17 protein-coding genes are annotated in these 17901 nt (G+C 74.3%); all 17 read left to right on the forward strand.

Annotated features, from left to right (window positions below; all coding sequences use genetic code 11):
* Positions 1-10 precede the first annotated feature (10 nt).
* The 17 genes from OG802_RS22985 to OG802_RS23065 all read left to right on the forward strand — a co-directional run bounded on the left by OG802_RS22985 (position 11) and on the right by OG802_RS23065 (position 17735).
* Complete coding sequence (locus OG802_RS22985; RefSeq protein WP_329413217.1) at positions 11-1306, forward strand: MFS transporter; 1296 nt, start codon at positions 11-13, stop codon at positions 1304-1306.
* A gap of 183 nt (positions 1307-1489) precedes the next feature.
* The gene (locus tag OG802_RS22990) at positions 1490-2782 is read left to right on the forward strand and encodes an ATP-grasp domain-containing protein (protein ID WP_329413219.1); all 1293 of its coding nucleotides are present in this window, start codon (positions 1490-1492) and stop codon (positions 2780-2782) included.
* A gap of 148 nt (positions 2783-2930) precedes the next feature.
* Positions 2931-3338 (forward strand): glyoxalase, encoded by a 408-nt coding sequence (locus OG802_RS22995; RefSeq protein WP_329413221.1) that lies wholly within the window; start codon positions 2931-2933, stop codon positions 3336-3338.
* A 61-nt stretch (positions 3339-3399) separates the two neighbouring features.
* On the forward strand, positions 3400-4962 hold the full coding sequence (locus tag OG802_RS23000; RefSeq protein ID WP_329413223.1) for an Ldh family oxidoreductase: 1563 nt from the start codon (positions 3400-3402) through the stop codon (positions 4960-4962).
* On the forward strand, positions 4959-5900 hold the full coding sequence (locus tag OG802_RS23005; RefSeq protein ID WP_329413224.1) for a Gfo/Idh/MocA family protein: 942 nt from the start codon (positions 4959-4961) through the stop codon (positions 5898-5900). The genes OG802_RS23000 and OG802_RS23005 overlap by 4 nt, the downstream gene beginning before the upstream one ends.
* Positions 5897-6649, forward strand: coding sequence for a hypothetical protein (locus OG802_RS23010; RefSeq protein ID WP_329413226.1), 753 nt, complete (start codon positions 5897-5899; stop codon positions 6647-6649). Before OG802_RS23005 ends, OG802_RS23010 begins: the two co-directional genes overlap by 4 nt.
* Positions 6646-7545, forward strand: a complete 900-nt coding sequence (locus OG802_RS23015) for a sugar phosphate isomerase/epimerase family protein (protein WP_329413228.1) — start codon at positions 6646-6648, stop codon at positions 7543-7545. Before OG802_RS23010 ends, OG802_RS23015 begins: the two co-directional genes overlap by 4 nt.
* Positions 7542-8348, forward strand: a complete 807-nt coding sequence (locus tag OG802_RS23020) for a sulfotransferase family protein (RefSeq protein ID WP_329413230.1) — start codon at positions 7542-7544, stop codon at positions 8346-8348. The genes OG802_RS23015 and OG802_RS23020 overlap by 4 nt, the downstream gene beginning before the upstream one ends.
* 68 nt (positions 8349-8416) lie before the next feature.
* Positions 8417-9715 carry an ATP-grasp domain-containing protein gene (locus OG802_RS23025; RefSeq protein WP_329413231.1) on the forward strand — a complete coding sequence of 433 codons (1299 nt, stop codon included), beginning with the start codon at positions 8417-8419 and terminating at the stop codon, positions 9713-9715.
* Positions 9716-9827: 112 nt separating this feature from the next.
* Positions 9828-10649 (forward strand): glycosyltransferase, encoded by an 822-nt coding sequence (locus OG802_RS23030; RefSeq protein ID WP_329413233.1) that lies wholly within the window; start codon positions 9828-9830, stop codon positions 10647-10649.
* A gap of 3 nt (positions 10650-10652) precedes the next feature.
* Positions 10653-11216 (forward strand): adenylyl-sulfate kinase, encoded by a 564-nt coding sequence (gene cysC, locus OG802_RS23035; RefSeq protein ID WP_329413235.1) that lies wholly within the window; start codon positions 10653-10655, stop codon positions 11214-11216.
* The gene (gene cysD / locus OG802_RS23040) at positions 11213-12160 is read left to right on the forward strand and encodes a sulfate adenylyltransferase subunit CysD (protein WP_329413236.1); all 948 of its coding nucleotides are present in this window, start codon (positions 11213-11215) and stop codon (positions 12158-12160) included. Before cysC ends, cysD begins: the two co-directional genes overlap by 4 nt.
* Before the next feature lie 2 nt (positions 12161-12162).
* On the forward strand, positions 12163-13560 hold the full coding sequence (locus tag OG802_RS23045; RefSeq protein WP_329413237.1) for a sulfate adenylyltransferase subunit 1: 1398 nt from the start codon (positions 12163-12165) through the stop codon (positions 13558-13560).
* Position 13561: 1 nt separating this feature from the next.
* The gene (locus OG802_RS23050) at positions 13562-14320 is read left to right on the forward strand and encodes an ABC transporter ATP-binding protein (protein WP_329413239.1); all 759 of its coding nucleotides are present in this window, start codon (positions 13562-13564) and stop codon (positions 14318-14320) included.
* Positions 14307-15212, forward strand: a complete 906-nt coding sequence (locus OG802_RS23055) for an ABC transporter permease (protein WP_329413241.1) — start codon at positions 14307-14309, stop codon at positions 15210-15212. Before OG802_RS23050 ends, OG802_RS23055 begins: the two co-directional genes overlap by 14 nt.
* A gap of 249 nt (positions 15213-15461) precedes the next feature.
* Positions 15462-16835: a DUF4190 domain-containing protein gene (locus tag OG802_RS23060; RefSeq protein WP_329413243.1), complete on the forward strand. Its 1374-nt coding sequence runs from the start codon at positions 15462-15464 to the stop codon at positions 16833-16835.
* 147 nt (positions 16836-16982) lie between these two features.
* Positions 16983-17735, forward strand: a complete 753-nt coding sequence (locus OG802_RS23065) for a GntR family transcriptional regulator (RefSeq protein ID WP_329413245.1) — start codon at positions 16983-16985, stop codon at positions 17733-17735.
* The last annotated feature ends 166 nt before the right edge of the window (positions 17736-17901 follow it).

The following is a 17901-nucleotide window of genomic DNA, read 5'->3' on the forward strand; positions in this document are numbered from 1 at the left end:
GGGAAGACAGATGACCGAACGGAAAACGTGGCGCACCCGGCTGACCGGGGCGCTGCCCGCCACCCGGGAATCCCGCATCATCGCGCTGAACGCGCTCATCGGCTCCATGGGCACCGGCATGTTCCTGGCCGGCTCCGCCCTCTACTTCACCCGCTTCGCCGGACTGAGCGAGACCCAGCTCGGCGTGGGCCTGGCCGTCGCGGGAGTCGTCGGCCTCGCCACCGCCGTGCCGATGGGCATGCTCGCCGACCGCTTCGGCCCGCGGAACATCATCCTGGTGGTCTGCCTGTGGCGGGCGGTCGGCTACCTCGCCTATCTGAGGGTCGACGGGTTCGCCGAGTTCGTGCTCACGGCCAGCCTGCTGTACGTCATGGACCGGGCCGGCCAGCCCCTCAACCAGGCCCTGGTGGGCCGGCTGATCACCGGGTCCGAACGCAACCGCACGATGGGATTCATCAGGTCCCTGCGCAACCTCGGCTTCACCGTCGGGTTCTCGCTCGCCGGCATCGCCCTGACCACGGGGTCGAAAACGGCGTTCCAGTGGCTGTTCATCGGCAACGCCGTGAGCTTCCTGGTGGTGTTCGCCCTCGTCTGGCTGCTGCCGCGCGTCGGCCCGGCGGCGGCCAAGGACACCGGCGAGGGGGAGAGCGCGAAGGCGGTGGTCCCGCCCATCCGCGACTGGCGGTTCGTGGCGGCCACGGCGGCGAACGGCGTCATGTTCCTGCACGACGCCATCCTGATCACCGTGCTGCCGCTCTGGGTGGCCGAGCACACCGCGTCGCCGATCTGGATGATCACCGTCCTGATCACCACCAACACGGTCATCACGGTGCTGGGCCAGGTCAGGGTGACCCGGCACATCGACAGCCTGGCCTCGGCGACCCGCGCCACCAGCTGGTCGTCGATGCTGCTGCTGTTCGCCTGCGTCGCCTTCGCGTTCAGCGGCTGGTCGGACTCGGCCGGCTGGGCGGTCGCGACCCTCATGACGGCGCTGCTCCTGCTGACGTTCGGGGAGCTGCTGCACTCGGCGTCGTCCTGGGAGATCTCCTTCGCCCTGTCGCCCGAGGCGGCACAGGGCCGGTACCTCGCCTTCTTCAACGTGGGCTTCTCGGCGGCGGAGATCGCCGGACCGGCCGTGGTGCTGTGGCTGCTGTCCCGGACCGGCCCCGGCGGCTGGCTGGTCATCGCGGTCTGCTTCCCGCTCTCCGCCGCCCTCAGCTGGCTCGGCACCCGGCAGCGGCCGGCGCCCGTCCCGGCCGGGCCCGGCGCGGCCGCCGAACCCGTGACCGCCGCGAGCGGCTCCTGACCGCACCACCCGCCCGGCGCCCGTCGGGCCGACCGCGGCCCGACCGGCGAAGACGGCCCGATCCACGCGAGGCGCGCCCGGACCCGCCGCCCGACGAGCCCGCGGCGACGCGCCCCGCACCGACGCGACCCGCACCGACCGCATTCCCACCGACCGGCGGAATGCCCACTGACGGAGGAAAGCATGTCCGACACACCCGCCCCCCAGCACCTCCTGATCGTGAGCGGCGGCCGTGATCTGCCGGACCGCGCGCGCGACGCCTGGCCCGGGCTGCGCACGACGGTCATCTGCCGGCCGGAGGTGGTGCCCCGGCTGCGCAGCCGCGAGAAGATCCAGCGCCTGATCGTGCTCCGCGAGGACGCCCCCGTCGAGGAGTGGGTGGCCGCCGCGCGGTTCGTGCACGCGATCGACCCCGTCGACCGGCTGACCAACTTCACGGAGAAGGACACCGAGAAGACCGCGGCCATCGGACGCGACCTCGGTCTCGCCTGGCACAGCGCCCATACCGTCCGGGCGGTGGCCGACAAGCACGAGATGCGCAGGGTGCTGGCCGAGGCCGGGATCGGCGGCGTCGTCGCCGAGACCGTCCACGACGTCGAAGGCGTGCTCAAGGTCGTCGAGCGGACCGGCTACCCGCTGATCTGCAAGCCCGTGCGCGGGGTCGCCAGCAAGGGCGTCACCCGTATCGACGGACCGACCGACATCGAGCGGGCTCTGGAGTGGGGCGCCGAGGGAGCCGGCGATCTGGACGCGCCGGACCTGCTCGTCGAGCAGTTCCTGAGCGGCGACGAGTACAGCGTGGAATGCGTCAGCGAGGACGGCGAGCACCTGGCCGTGGGCATCACCCGCAAGATCTCCGAGCACGACCACTTCGTCGAGGTCGGGCACGTCGTCCCCGCCCCGCTCGCGGACCCGGACGAACGACGGATCCGCGACGCCGTCACCGACATGCTGACGGCCCTCGGCGTCCGCCAGGGCGTCACCCACACCGAGGTCATCGTGGCCGCGGACGCCGTGCACATCGTGGAGACGCATCTGCGCCCGGCCGGCGACGAGATCCCCGAGCTGTGGGCACGGGTCAGCGGCGTCGACCTGATCGACGTCGTCGCCCGGCAGGCCGTGGGCATCAAGGTCCTCGACGACGTCCGGGCGGCGCTCGCCGCCCCGCACGACGGGCCGAGCGCGGCGGCCATCTGGTACGCCTGCCCGGACGCGGTCGGCGAGATCGTGGAGATCACCGGCGAGGACGAGGCCCGCGCGCTCGAAGGCGTCGTCGACGTCGAGGTGCTGCGCGAACCGGGCAAGCGGCTCAAGGGAGTCACCGGATCCTTCGCCCGGGGTGCGCACGTGTGCGCGGTGGGCACGTCACAGGACGAGGCGCTGCGGCGCGCCCAGGAAGGGGTGCGGAAGCTGTCGTTCACCGTGCGCAGCGACGGCATGGCCGCCCGCCACGAGGCCCTGGCCTCGACCGGCTGACACCGCGGCGGGCCGCACGGACCGCTGCGGCCCGCCGCCCGGCGCGCCCACACGACCGGGACACCAAGACACACAGGCAGCACAGACAGCCCAGGCAGCACAGACTCCCAGAGCCACCAGAGAACCAGAGAGAAGAGAGTGAAGAGAGATGACCGCACAGAACAGTGAACCGGCCACCACCGACTACGCGTTCGGCGGCCTGCACCACGTCCAGCTCGCCATCCCGCCGGGCGGCGAGGACCAGTGCCGGGCGTTCTGGGGCGAGGTGCTCGGGATGACGGAGCTGGAGAAGCCTCCGGTGCTCGCCGCCCGCGGCGGGTGCTGGTTCCGCGGCGGCGGCCTCGAGGTCCACCTCGGCGTCGAGCAGGACTTCTCGCCCGCCCGCAAGGCGCACCCCGGCATCCTCGTCCGGTCGCTGCGCGGCCTGGCCGAGCGCCTGGAGAAGGGCGGCCACGAGGTGACGTGGGACGACAACTTCCCCGGCCACGACCGCTTCTACGCGTTCGACAAGTTCGGCAACCGGCTGGAGTTCCTGGAGCCGCAGACCGCGTCCTGACCCGGGCCACCGGGCCCCGGTGTCGTCCGACCCCGTACCACGGCATTTCGAGGAGCCAGCAATGACCGAAGCAGCGGGCAGGCCGCCCGCCTTCCGCGTGGCGGACCTGATCGTGGCCGAAGGCCCCGAGGGAGCCGAGCGCATCCTGATCGCGGGGCTGACCGTCACCGTGGCCGCCGGCGAGATCGTCGCGGTGCTCGCGGACGACACCGGGCCCGCGGCCGCGCTGATCGAGGTGCTCGCCGGGCGCCGCCGAGCCCAGTACGGCGCCGTCACCGTCGGCGAGGCCCCCAGGCCCCGCCGCATCACCCCGGTCCTGCCCCCCGGCGTGACCGTGGTGAGCGCACGGGCAGCCTCCCCGGCCGCGCCGGTCACGGCGCCCGTCGTGGTCGTCGAAGCCGTCGGCGGCCCGCATCCGGACGACTCCCGCACCGATCCGGCGCGCTCGGCGGCCCGGCGGGGCAGCGCGGTCCTCCTGGTCACCACCGACGCCCGGACCGCGGCGTCGGCCGACCGGACCGTGCACCTCAACCGCGCTCCCCGTCCCGCGCCCCGGCCGGCGGCGGAGGCGGAGGTGCGTTTCACCCCCGACGCGCTGCTGACGGCGGCGACCGGATCGCTGACCGCCGCCGGTGTCGGCGCCGAGCGCGCCGCCCTGGTCGCCCGCGTCCTCGTCGACGCCGACGTCCGGGGCCACTTCTCGCACGGTGTGGGCCTGCTGCCGATGTACCTCGACCGGCTGCGGCAGGGCGGCATCGACCCCGCCGCCGAACCGGAGTGGACCCGCGAGGACGGCTCCGTCGTGCTCGTCGACGCCCGCGGCGGGTTCGGCCAGGTCGCCGCCGATCTCGCGGCCCGCCGGTGCGCGGAGCGTGCGGCCCGCGACGGCATCGCCGCCGTCGCCGTCCGGGGCAACAACCACGTCGGCATGCTGGCCGCGTACCGCGACCACTTCGTCCGCCACGGCGTGGTCGGTCTCGTCCTCAACGTGTCGGGCCCGAGCGTCGCCGCCCCGGGCGCGGGGCGCCCCACCCTCGGCAACGACGCGGTCTGCATGGTGGTACCCCGCGAGGGCCGGCCCCCGCTCGTCGTGGACTTCGCCACCGGCACCGTCGCCAGCGGAAAGATCAGGCATGCCGCGCACCGCGGTGAACGCGTGCCCGCGACCTGGCTGGTGGACCGCGAGGGCCGTCCCACCACCGATCCGGAGGAACTCGACCGCGGCGGCGCCGTCCCGGTCTTCGGCGGTCACAAGGGCCTCGGAGTCGCCGTCATCACCGAGGTGCTGGCCGGCATCCTCGCCGGCGGCACGGTGAGCCCCCTCGTCCACAAGCAGCGGGCCGAGCCCGAACGGCCGATGGACTGCTCCCAGCTGTTCCTCGCCCTGTCGCCGGGCGCGTTCGGCGACCCGCCGGTGGACGAGCTGCTCGACGTCCTGTCGGGCGCGGTGGCCGCCGGCTACCCGCAGGGGCCGCCCGCGGTCCACCTGCCGGAACAGCAGGAGCGGCTGGCGGAGGCGCTGGCCGCCGAACACGGCGTGCCCGTGCCGGCGTCGGTCGTCGAACGCCTCGGCTGGGACGCTCCCGAGACGGCCGCGGCCGCCCCGGCGGGAGGTGCCGCGTGAGCACGCGCCTCGGTGTGGGAATCGTCGGATTCGGAGTCGCCGGACGGCAGCACGCCGCCGCCCTGGAGCGCCTGCCGGGCGCGGGGATCGTGTCCGTCCTGGAAGAGGCCTCCACGGTCGACACCGGCGACCACCGCCGGGCCGGTTCCTGGCGGGAGCTCCTCGACGACCCCGACGTCGGGCTGGTGGCCCTGTGCGTTCCCCCCGGCGGGCGGGCCGGGCTGGCGGTCCAGGCGCTGGAGGCGGGCAAGGCCGTCCTGCTGGAGAAGCCGCCCGCCGTGTCCGTGGCGGAGATCGACGCCGTGGCGGCCGTGGCCCGCCGGACCGGCCTGCCGGTCGGAGTCATGCTCCAGCACCGGATGCGGCTGCCGGACGCGGCCCTCGCCGCCACCTGGTCGGCGCCCTCCGTCACCGCGGTCCTCGAGGTGTCCCGGTTCCGCCCTCCGGCCCACTACCGGCGTGCCGGGTGGCGCAGCGACCCCGCCGCGGCCCTGGGCGGCATCTCCGCCCATCTGGGCGTCCACTACCTCGACCTCGCCTGTCAGCTGCTCGGGCAGCCGGAGTCGGTGCGCCTGACGCCGGCCCGGGAGGTCGCCGCGGGGATCGACACCCGCGTCACGGGAGTGGTCACGTTCGTGTCCGGGGCCACCCTCGCGTTCACCGTGACCGCCGAGTCGATGGTCCGTTCCGAGCGGCTCCAGGTCCTCGGCCCCGACGGCGGCCTCAACATCACCGACGGCACGGTGATGACCCAGATCGGCGGCGCGGAGCGGACCTGGCCCACGGTGCCGACCGCGGAGCTGCGCACCGACGTCTACCGCGAGATGGCCGAGGCCATGGCCACGGGACGGCCCCCCGCGCGCTGCCACCTCGACGGCGCCCGGGGAGTGACCGGGATCCTCTCGTCGGTCGCCGAAGCCACGGCGGTGATGGCGTGAGACCCCTGACAGGCGTCTCCTCCGGATCGGCGCCGCACCTGGACGCCGGCGCCCTGGCCGGCCTCGTCCTCTCGCTGGGCGGCACGGCCGTCGACGTGCGGGAGGGCAAGGGCCACGCCTGGGAGGCCGGAGGGCTCGACGCACTGCGGGCCGCCGGAGCCGAGGTGTGTTTCGTCGGCGTCGGCACGGTGCTCGGCGACACCGCCCACCCGCCCGCCGCGATCGACGGCCTGCGCTCGCCCGAGAAGGGGCTGCCGGTGAAGGTCTTCGCGGCTGCCGGATGCACCGCGCCCGAGCGTCTCGGCCTGACGCTCGCCCAGGTCGAGGCGCTGGTGGCGAGGGTCGGCGACAGCTCCCTCGTCCTCGTGGAGACCCATCACGGATACGCCCCCGTCCCCGAACTGGAGGAGCTGTGCCGCCGGGCAGGCACCTCGGTCCTGCTCGACACGATGGGGCTCGCCAGAATCGACGGCGATCCCGTCGCGGCGGCGGCCCGGCTCGCCCCGTGGATCCCGTACGCCCAGGTCAAGGGCTTCGACTGGGACGCGCCCGGCACCTCGCGCCACCGGCCGCTGGCCTTCGCCCGGCCCGAGCTGACCCGGCGGGTCCTCGACGCGGCCGGTGCGCTGCGCGCGGTCACCGTCGAGTCGAAGGCGCCGTCCCTGGCCGAGGACACCGCGCTGCTGCGCGAGTGGTACGACCCCGGCCCGCCCCCGTCCCCGGCCCTCAGCGAGGAGACCCCGTCGTGAGACTCGCCATCATCAACGACGAGTTGTCCCAGGACATCGAGGAGGCGGCCGCCGTGACGGCCCGCCTCGGCTTCGACGGCCTGGAGATCCGCTCCAGCGACGGCGTGCCGCCGCATCGCATGGACGACGCCGCCCTCCTCGCCGTACGGGACGCCGTGACCCGGCACGGACTGCGGGTGGCCGGGTTCGACCCGCCGGCCCTGAAGTGCGAACTGCCCCGCACGGCGGCGGAGACGGACGCCGCCCGCGACCTCGTGGTGGACTCCGTGCGCAGGGCCGAACTGCTCGGCGCGCCGTTCGTCCGCGTCTTCACCTTCTACCGGCAGGGCGACCCGGACCCGCGCAGGGCGGCCGCGGCGGCCCGCGAGGTGCTGGACGGAGTGCCCGCGGGACGGGTCCCGCTGCTGGTGGAGACGGGCATGCGGACCAACAGCCCCACGATGCGCCACACGCTGGAGTTCCTGGACGCGCTCGGCGACGACCGCCTGGGCGTGCTGTGGGATCCCGGCAACAGCGTCTTCAGCGGCTGGGACCCCGCCCCGTTCCCGCAGGACTACGCGCTGGGCCGCGAACGCATCCGGCACGTCCACGTGAAGGACCCGGACGGGCAGCGCGCCTACGTCCGTCTCGGCGACGGCGATCTGCCCTGGCCCGCGATCCTCGCCCGGCTGGCCGAGGACGGATACCGGGACTGGGTCTCCCTGGAGACGCACTGGCGGGTCGGACGGGTGCTGACGCAGGCCCAGCGCGACGAGCCGTGGGGCGAGGACTTCACCGCCGGCGGCTTCGAGGCCAGCACGGCCTGCATGCGACTGCTCCGCGAGATGACGCGGGGCCCGGGCGGGGACGCCGTTCCCGCCGGCACGGACGCGCACACGGTGGAGGCCGGCGCATGACCATCTCACCCGTGATCCTGCTCGGGGGCCAGCGCTGCGGCACGACGGCCCTCGCCTACGCGATGAACCTCGCCTTCCACGACGCGGGCGGCCACTTCACCGTCAACGGCAAGCTGCCCTACCTGCTGCACCGCTGGCTGGGCGGCCAGGACCTCGCCGACCGCCATCTGCGCGCCGACGAGATCCTGCACGCCCTCGACCGGCGGCCGCCCGACGGCGCGGGAGTCGAACAGTGGCGGGCCCGGGTGGAGCGGAGCCTGCGGGCCGCCGCCAGGGACGTCGCCGAGGGCGCCGCCGGGGACGATCCGGTGGAGCTGGCGCGGCGGATCCTGGGCGCCGCCCAGGGCGAGTCGCCCTACTGGGGCGACAAGTACAACGAGTACCTGCTGCACCTGCCGTGGTTCGGCAGGGTGCTGCCCGACGCCCGTTACGTGATGCTCGTCCGCCACCCGGTGGAGGCCGCCCGCTCGATGCTGCGGTGGAAGGGCGACCGGCCGTACGTGCCGCTCACCGAGGAAGCCGCCCTCGCCAAGTGGACCGCGTGGAACAGGCACTGGCTCGCCTTCGCGCCCGGGGTGCCGGCCGAGCGCCGTCTGGTCGTCGAGTACCACGCCCTGTGCCGGGGGGAGGAGACCGAGCGGCTGTCACGGTTCACCGGGCTCGATCTCACGCCGTACCTCGCCGGCCTCAAGCCCCGGTCCCCGGCCGCCGACACCGGCGTCGTCCTGCCGGCGGACACGCAGGCCGTGTGGGAGGAACTGCGCGCCGCCGCCCCCGCCGCCACTGCCCCCGCACCCGCCTGACCTGAGCTGCCCCGACCTGCCTGATGAACCCCGATCTGCCTGATGAACTCCGACCTGAGGTGACTCCCTTGTCCGCAACCCGCGTTCTCGTCGTCGGCGGAAAGGCCGGCATCGTCCGCAAGGCCGCAGCACTCGGCCTCGAGGTGGTGCACGTCCAGAAGCCGTCCGCGTTCGACCCGGACGTGGTGCCGTACTGCGCCCAGCTGCTGCTGGTCGACTACCAGGACGTTCCCACGGTCACCGCCCTGGTGCGCGCCCTGCACGAACAGCGCCCCTTCACCCGTGTCTTCACACAGACCGAGGCGGCCCAGGCCGTGGCCGGACATCTGACCGACACGCTCGGACTGCCCGGGAACAGCGAGCGGACCACGCGGCTGCTGCACGACAAGCCGGCCCTGCGGGCCCTGCTGAACGAGCGGGGCATCGGACCGGTGGCGACCCTGACCCGGCCCACCCGCGCCGAGCTGCGCGACTTCGTGAAGGCCTCGGGAGCGGCCGTCCTCAAGCCGACCATGGGCTCCGGCAGCCTGGGAGTCCGCCGCATCGCGTCCGTCGACGAGGTCGACGAGGCGTGGGCGTGGCGCGAGGCCTTCGGCCTGGACGACTTCATGGCCGAGGAATGGCTGGTCGGCGAGGAGCTGAGCGTCGAGACGTTCTCCCGCGCCGGATCCCACACGGTCGTCGCCGTCACCGGCAAGGAGACCGGGCAGGGGGTGGTCGAGCTCGGCCATGTCGTGCCCGCGCCGCTGGACGACGCCGACCGGTCCGCCGTCGAGGCGACGGTGCGGGCGCTGCTGGACGCCGTGGGCTTCGTCGACGGCCCCGCGCACACCGAGCTGATCCTCACCGCCGCCGGCCCGCGCGTCGTCGAGTCGCACAGCCGGCGGGGCGGGGACCGCATCAACGACCTGGTCCGCCTCGTGCACGGCGTCGACCTGGAGGAGGCCACCTACCGGCTCGCCCTGGACGACGACCCGCCGGCGCAGCGGCGGGCGCCGGACGGCGCGGCCGCCATCCGCTTCCTCGTGGCCGATCCCGGGACCGTCACCTCGGTGACCGGCGCGGCGGAGGCGGCGGCCGCGGACGGCGTCGTCCAGGTCGACGTCCAGGTGGAACCCGGGGACACCGTGCACGAACTGCGCTGGTCGGAGGACCGCTGCGGGTTCGTCGTGGTGCGCGCGGCGGACCCGGCGGCCGCGGTGCGGCTGGCGGGCGAGACCGCGGCCCGCATCGTGATCGCCACCGAGCCGGCCGCCGCCGGCCACGGCTATCCCGTCACGCTCGGCGCGCTGCTCGACGAGGTGGACGAGGTCCTCGACCCGTTCGCCGCCGCCACCGCCGAGCCGTCCGCCACCGCACCCCGCTGACCGGCCGCGTCCCTCCCACCCCCTTCGCATCCCCGGCATCCTCCGCACCCTCTCCGAACCCCACCCGACCCACGGACGTGGCCGCCGGCGAACGTCCGCAAGGAGTACGGCAATGAGCACGACACATCCAGACGGCGGCAAGCAGGTCTCCGTGGTGGTCGCCACCCGCAACCGGCCGACCGACATCGACCTCCTGCTGGCCGCGATCGCGGCGTGCGACACGGGCGTCCTGCACGAGGTGATCCTCGTCGACGACTGCTCCGACACCCCCCTGCGCGTCGACGGCGACGCCCACCCCTTCCCCGTACGCCTGCTGCGCCACGAGCGGCGGCGCGGCGCGGCGGCCGCGCGCAACCTCGCCGGCCAGGAGGCGACCGGCGACGTCATCGCCTTCCTCGACGACGACGCCCGGCCGCTGCCCGACTGGTTCGACGTCCTCGACACGGCCCTGACCCCCGACCGGGCGGCGATCACCGGCAGAGTGCTCCCGTTCGACAGCAGTGTGGTGGCCCGCGCCCGCCAGTACCGCTACGAGGTCCGCTACGCACAGCACGGCCCCGGCAGCGAGGTCACGTTCTTCGCGGGCGGCAACTCGGCCGTGTGGACGGAGGCGTTCCGCGCCGCCGGCGGGTTCCCCGACGTCGTCACCGCGAGCGACAACGGTCTCGTCGAGCGGCTCGCCGAGTCCGGGGGGCGGGTCCACTTCGTCCCCGGCCTGCGGATCGCCCACCGCAACAGCAAGGGCGCCGGCATCGCCCTGCGGGAGGCGTGGCGCGCGGGCCGTCTGGCGCCCCGCAGCACACCGGCGGCCGCGCTGCGCCGGTTCGCCACCAGCGCCCGGACCCAGCCCTGGTCGGACGATCCCGCCGCGGCAGGCCTCAACCTGGGTCTGCAGGCGGCGAACTCGCTCGCCACCGCCCTGCCGGCGGCCTGAGCGATGGCGGGCACGGGGGACGTGCGCCGGGCGGACACGGGAGCCACGGTATGGCTCACGGGCCTGCCGAGTGCGGGCAAGACCACGATCGCGCGGGCACTGGCCGGGCGCCTGCGCGAGCAGGGCCGGCGCGTCGAGGTGCTGGACGGTGACGAGATCCGCGCGTCCCTGTCGGCGGGCCTGGGGTTCGGCCGGGCCGACAGGCACACCAACGTGCAGCGGATCGGCTTCGTCGCCGAGTTGCTGGCGTCGCACGGGGTGCTGGCGCTGGTGCCGGTGATCGCGCCGTACGCGGACAGCCGGGAGGCGGTACGCCGGCGCCACCGGCAGCACGGCACGGCGTATGTGGAGGTGCACGTCGCCACACCGGTGGAGGTGTGCTCGGCGCGGGATGTGAAGGGCCTGTACGCGAAGCGGGCGGCGGGCGAGATCAGTGGTCTGACCGGGGTCGACGACCCGTACGAGGCGCCGGCGGCGCCGGATCTGCGGATCGATTCGCAAGGCCGGACGGTGGCGGAGTGCGCCGCGGCCGTCCACGCGCTGCTCACCGAGAGGGGTCTGCTGTGACGACGTCCGCCGCGACGGTCCGGGAGAGGACGGCCAGCCCGGCCAGCCCGTACGCGCTGTCCCATCTGGACGCGCTGGAGTCCGAGTCCGTGCACATCTTCCGTGAGGTGGCGGGGGAGTTCGAGCGGCCGGTGGTGCTGTTCTCCGGCGGCAAGGACTCCGTCGTCATGCTGCACCTGGCGTTGAAGGCGTTCGCGCCGGCGGCGGTGCCGTTCTCGCTGCTGCACGTGGACACCGGGCACAACTTCCCCGAGGTGCTCGCCTACCGCGACCGGGTGGTCGCGCGGCACGGGCTGCGGCTGCACGTGGCCTCGGTGCAGGAGTACATCGACCGGGGCGAGTTGCGGGAGCGGCCGGACGGCACGCGCAATCCGCTGCAGACGGTGCCGCTGACGGAGGCCATCCGACACCACCGTTTCGACGCGGTGTTCGGCGGCGGGCGGCGTGACGAGGAGAAGGCGCGGGCGAAGGAGCGGGTGTTCTCGCTGCGGGACGCGTTCTCGCAGTGGGATCCGCGCCGTCAGCGCCCGGAGCTGTGGAACCTGTACAACGGCCGGCACGCGCCGGGTGAGCATGTGCGGGTCTTCCCGCTGTCGAACTGGACCGAGCTGGACGTGTGGCAGTACGTGCGGCGCGAGCACATCGAGCTGCCCGGGATCTACTTCGCGCACGAGCGGGAGGTGTTCCGGCGCTCGGGGATGTGGCTGACCGCGGGCGGGTGGGGCGGTCCGAAGCCGTCGGAGACGGTGGAGAGGCGGCTGATCCGCTACCGCACGGTCGGTGACATGTCGTGCACCGGAGCGGTCGACTCCCACGCGGCCACACCGGACGCGGTCATCGAGGAGATCGCCGCGTCCCGGCTCACCGAGCGGGGCGCCACCCGCGCCGACGACAAGCTGTCCGAGGCCGCGATGGAAGACCGCAAGCGCGAAGGGTACTTCTAGAGATGACCAGCACCACCGAGCAGCCCGGCGCCCGGTCGTCGACGACCACCCTGCTGCGTTTCGCGACCGCGGGCTCCGTGGACGACGGCAAGTCGACCCTGGTGGGGCGGCTTCTGCACGACTCCAAGTCGGTCCTCGTGGACCAGCTGGAGGCGGTGCGGGAGTTCTCCCACGGCCGCGGCCAGGAGGCGCCCGACCTGGCGCTGCTGACCGACGGCCTGCGCGCCGAGCGCGAGCAGGGCATCACCATCGACGTGGCCTACCGCTACTTCGCCACGCCCAGGCGGCGGTTCATCCTCGCGGACACGCCGGGGCACGTGCAGTACACCCGCAACATGGTGACGGGCGCGTCGACGGCCGAGCTGACGGTGATCCTGGTCGACGCCCGCAACGGCGTCGTGGAGCAGACCCGCCGTCATGCGGCGCTCGCCGCGCTGCTCCGCGTCCCGCACGTGGTCCTCGCGGTCAACAAGATGGATCTGGTCGGCTTCGCGCGGCCCGTGTTCGCCGCGATCGCCGAGGAGTTCACCGCGTACGCGACGAAGCTCGGCGTGCCCGCCGTCACCGCGATCCCGATCTCCGCGCTCACCGGCGACAACGTCGTGGAACCCTCGGCGGCCATGGACTGGTACGGCGGTCCCACCGTCCTGGAGCACCTGGAGGCGGTGCCGGAATCCCGTCCGCCCGCGGGCGGACCGTGCGCGGACGGAGGGCCGGCGGGGCCCACCCGGTTCCCCGTGCAGTACGTGATCCGGCCGCAGACGGCCGAGCACCCCGACTACCGGGGATACGCCGGCCAGATCGCCGCCGGCGTTCTCCGGGTGGGGGAGGAGATCGCCGTACTGCCCGCCGGCCGCACCTCGAAGGTCGCCGGGATCGACCTGCTGGGCCGGTCCGTGGAGGTGGCCTGGGCCCCGCAGTCGGTGACCCTCCTCCTGGAGGACGACATCGACGTCTCGCGCGGCGACATCATCGTCCCGGCCGACGACGCGCCCGTCGCCACCCGCAACGTCGAGGCCACCGTCTGTCAGGTCGCGGACAGCCCCCTGACCGTGGGCCGGCGGGTGCTGCTCAAGCACACCACCCGCACGGTCAAGGCGATCGTCGAGGACATCCCCTCGCGCCTGACCCTCGACGACCTCACCCAGCACCCCGCCCCGGAACGGCTCGTCGCCAACGACATCGGCCGGGTCGTGATCCGCACCGCGGAACCGGTCGCACTCGACTCCTATGCCCGCTCCCGGCGCACCGGCTCGTTCCTGCTGATCGACCCCGCCGACGGCGCGACCCTCGCCGCCGGCATGGCGGGCGACGCCTTCACCGGCAGCGGCGCCGCCGACGCCCCCGCACCCGGCGCCCCCGGACCGGGCGGCGCCGCGGACGAGGGCTGGGACTTCTGAGGTGAGCGGACACCCCACGGCCGTCGAGGTCCGCGGCGCCACGAAGACGTACGGCACGGGCGCCGCCCGCCGTGTCGTGCTGGACGACGTCCATCTGCGGCTGGAGAGAGGCGAGTTCGTGTGCGTGGTCGGCGCCTCCGGTTCGGGCAAGTCGACTCTGCTCCAGCTCGTCGCCGGTCTGGAGACCGCGACCGCGGGGCGGATCGAGGTCATGGGCGGACGTCCGGCGGTGATGTTCCAGGACCACGCCCTGTTCCCCTGGCTCACGGCGGGGAGCAACGTCGAACTGGCGCTCCGTCTCGCCGGAGTGTCCGGCGCGGCCCGGCGCTCACGGGCCAGGAGCCTCCTCGCGCTGGTGGGGCTCCCGGACAGCCATGGACAGCGGGTGCACGAACTGTCCGGCGGCATGCGCCAGCGGGTCGCCCTGGCCCGCGCCCTGGCGCAGGGCGCGGACGTGCTGCTGATGGACGAGCCGTTCGCGGCGCTGGACACGGTGACCCGGAAGGCGCTGCACGGCGAACTCGCCCGGGTCTGCGCGGAACGGGAGGCGACGGTGCTCTTCGTGACGCACGACGTCGGTGAGGCCGTGGCGCTGGGGGACCGGGTGGTGCTCATGTCGTCGGGGCCCGGTCGCGTCGTGGCCGAATGGCCCGTCCGGCGAGGCCCGGCGCGAGGGGCCGACCCCTGCGACGCGGCCCGTCTCGTCGACGAGATCACCGCCCGGCTCGCCGAGGAGGCCGACCGCCATGCCCGCCGTTGACAGCCCCCGCCGCCCCACACGGGCACGGCTCGACGGCCGCGTACGTCCCGGGGCGGTCCGCCCGCACGGGACGCCCGCGGGCATCGCCCGCCGAGGCCGCGGCGAAGCACTGCTCAGGCGCGCCGCGGCCCGGCTCTGGCCCGGCTGCTCGGCGCTGCTGCTGGTGGCGGGCCTGTGGCAACTGGTCCACCTGCTCGGCCTGTCGCCGGTGCTGCCCGCGCCGTCGGCCGTGCTGCGGGACCTGTCGGACGCCTGGTCGGCGGGGACGCTCGGCTCCGGGCTGCTGCACAGCCTGGGACGCTGTCTCGCCGGGTTCGCGGCGTCGGCGGGAGTGGGCGTGCCGCTCGGTCTGCTGCTCCACCGGTTCGGGTTCCTGCGCACGCCCGTGGCCCCGGTGCTGGGAGCGTTCCAGTCGCTGCCGGCCGCGGTCCTGGTGCCCGTCGCCGTGATGTGCCTCGGCCCCTCGCGCGGCGCCGTGTACCTGGTGGTCCTGCTCGGCGCGGTGCCCTCGGTGACGACCGGGGTCCTCACCGCCCTCGACCAGGTGCCGCCCCTCCTGGTGCGGGCGGGCCGCGCGATGGGGGCGACGGGTGCCGCCGCCGTGCGTCATGTCCTGCTCCCGGCCGCCCTCCCCGGTGTGGTGGCGGCGCTCCGGCAGGGCTGGGCGTTCGGCTGGCGGGCCCTGATGACGGCGGAACTCATGACGGCGACCCCTCTTCCCGGCCTCGGCCAGATGATCGACGCGGGCCGGCGCAGCGGTCGGCTCAGCGCGGTTCTGGCGGCCGCCGTGGCCGTGCTGGCCGTCGGCGTGCTGGTGGAGGCCGGCGTCTTCGGACCGGTGCAGCGGCGGGTGCTGCGCGCCCGCGGACTGCCCGGCACGGACGGACGGTGAGCGGCGGCGCCCCGCGGCCGGCCCGCGCGCGCCTTGCGGTGTCCGGCGCGGGGATGCCGGACAGGGCGGGTGCCCGGCGCTTCTCCGTCCCCGGGCTGAGAGTGCGCCCCGGCCGGGGCGCCGGCCGACGGCGGTCGCACGTCAGTGCCATGCCGGGGCCGGCGCCCTGCCAGACTGGCCCGGGCGACTCGACGACGACCGGCTGCCCGCCCGACCGCGTAACCCGTCAGAACCAGGAGCACGGTGCTCGTGTCCATACCTCCGTCACCAGGGCCCCACCAGCCTCAGGACGACCCGTACCGGCCTCCGCAGCCGCCGGACCCGTACCCGCGAGACCCGTTCGCCCCGCCGAAGGACCCGGACGCGCACGACCCGCACGCGCCGCACGCCCAAGGCCCGTACCCTCAGGGCCCGTACGGGCCGCAGGGGCACCCTGCGGGCGCTCCGGGACATCCGGCGAATGCGGGGCATCCGGGGCATCCGGGGTATCCGGGCCCGTATCCGCAGGCACCCTACGGGGGTGCGCCCTACCCGGGCTGGGGGCAGGGGTACAGCCCTTACGGGCGGCCGGCGGCGGTCAACGGTCTGGCCGTCGCCGCCCTCGTGCTCGGCATCCTGTGCTTCGTGCCGACCGTCGGCCTGGTGCTCGGGGTCGTCGCGCTGGCGCAGATCAGGAAGCGGGGCGAGCGCGGCAAGGGGATGGCGGTGGCGGGCGCGGTCCTGTCCTCCGTCGGGCTCGCGCTGTGGGTCCTCGCGCTGGCCACGGGCGGCGCGTCCGACTTCTGGCAGGGGTTCAAGGACGGCGCGGCCGCGCGCTCCGGCTTCTCGCTCGTCAAGGGCGACTGCTTCGACATCCCGGGCGAGACCTTCGACGAGGAGGTCTACGACGTCGACGAGGTGGCGTGCTCGGGCGAGCACGACGCCGAGGTCTTCGCGACGATTCCGCTGTCCGGCAGCGGCTTCCCGGGCGACGACCGCGTCGGGCGGATCGCGGACGACGAGTGCTTCCGGCTCCGGGACGCCTACGCGATGGACTCCTGGGCGCTGACCGACGAGGTGGACGTCTACTACCTTACGCCCACCTCCGGGAGCTGGCGCGCCGGCGACCGGGAGATCACCTGCGTCTTCGGACCGGTGGACGACAGGGGCACCCTGACCGGCTCGCTGCGCGCGGACGAGACGACCCTGGACGCCGACCAGCTGGCCTTCCTCAAGGCGATGGCCGCCGTCGACGTCGTCCTCGGACGGGAGCCGGAGGACTCCGCCGACGCGGACCTCGCGGCCGGCCGGAAGTGGGCCGCGGACACCGGGGACGTCACCGCGGACCAGGCGACCGCGCTGGGGGACCGCGCCTGGCCCGCGAAGGCCGGCGGGCCGGTCGCCGCGCTGGCCGAGGACATGCGCAGGTCGGGCCGGGAGTGGGCGGCGGCCGCGAAGGCCACCGACGCCGACGCCTTCTACGAGCACTACGAGACGGCCTACGCGTACGTCGACGGCCGCACGACCGTCACCGCACGCGAGGCTCTGGGCCTGGCCACCACGCCGCCGGCCCACGACGAGGGCTCCGACAGCGGGGACGGCGGGGCCGTCGGGGGCGACGGCGACACCGGCCTCGATGTGTGATCACGTACACAGCGGGGAGAAAGTGCCTGGGCAAAGCGTTTCACGAGCGGATGTCATCACATCGAGTGATTCCCTGGCCTTTGCTTGCACGGTCCAACCCACGGTTGCCAGGCTGTAGCTGTCTGTACAACCTGATGGGAGTGGCCAGTGACATTCGGTGAGCAGCCGGCGTATCTGCGTGTCGCGGGTGATCTCCGCAAGAAGATCGCCGACGGATCGCTGCCACCGCACACCCGCCTCCCGTCCCAGGCGAGAATCCGCGAGGAGTACGGCGTCTCCGACACGGTGGCCCTGGAGGCGCGCAAGGTGCTGATGGCCGAGGGCCTGGTCGAGGGCCGCTCCGGTTCGGGCACCTATGTGCGCGAGCGGCCCGTCCCCCGCCGGATCGCCCGCTCCGGCTACCGCCCGGTGAGCGGGGCCACGCCGTTCCGCCAGGAGCAGGCCGAGGCCCACACGCGGGGCACGTGGGAGTCCAGCAGCGAGCAGGGCGAGGCGGGCGTGGCCGTGGCGGAGCGGCTCGGCGTCAAGCCCGGCGACCGCGTGATGCGCACGAAGTACGTGTTCCGGGAGGCCGGTGAGGCGATGATGCTCTCCACGTCCTGGGAGCCCCTCGCGGTCACCGGCCGCACCCCCGTGATGCTCCCCGAGGAGGGTCCGCTCGGCGGCATGGGCGTCGTCGAGCGGATGCGGGCCATCGACGTCATCGTCGACAACGTCACCGAGGAGGTCGGCGCCCGCCCCGGTCTGGCCGAGGAACTCCTCACCCTCGGCGGCGTCCCCGGCCACGTGGTGCTGGTCGTGCAGCGCACGTACTACGCCTCGGGCCGCCCGGTGGAGACGGCCGACGTGGTGATCCCGGCCGACCGCTACCGGGTCGCGTACCACCTGCCGGTGAAGTAAGCCGCCCGCGGAACACTGCCCGCGGAACCACTGCCTTCGGAACACCGCCCGCGATCCGTCGCCCGCGGAACACTGCCCGCCGACCCGACCCGGTTGCCCCCGGTGGGAGGCGGAGAGGGTCGGCGACGACCGTGTCCTGCGGGGCGGGTGGAGCGGGGGAGGCGCG

The organism is Streptomyces sp. NBC_00704 (assembly GCF_036226605.1).
Classification (GTDB): domain Bacteria; phylum Actinomycetota; class Actinomycetes; order Streptomycetales; family Streptomycetaceae; genus Streptomyces.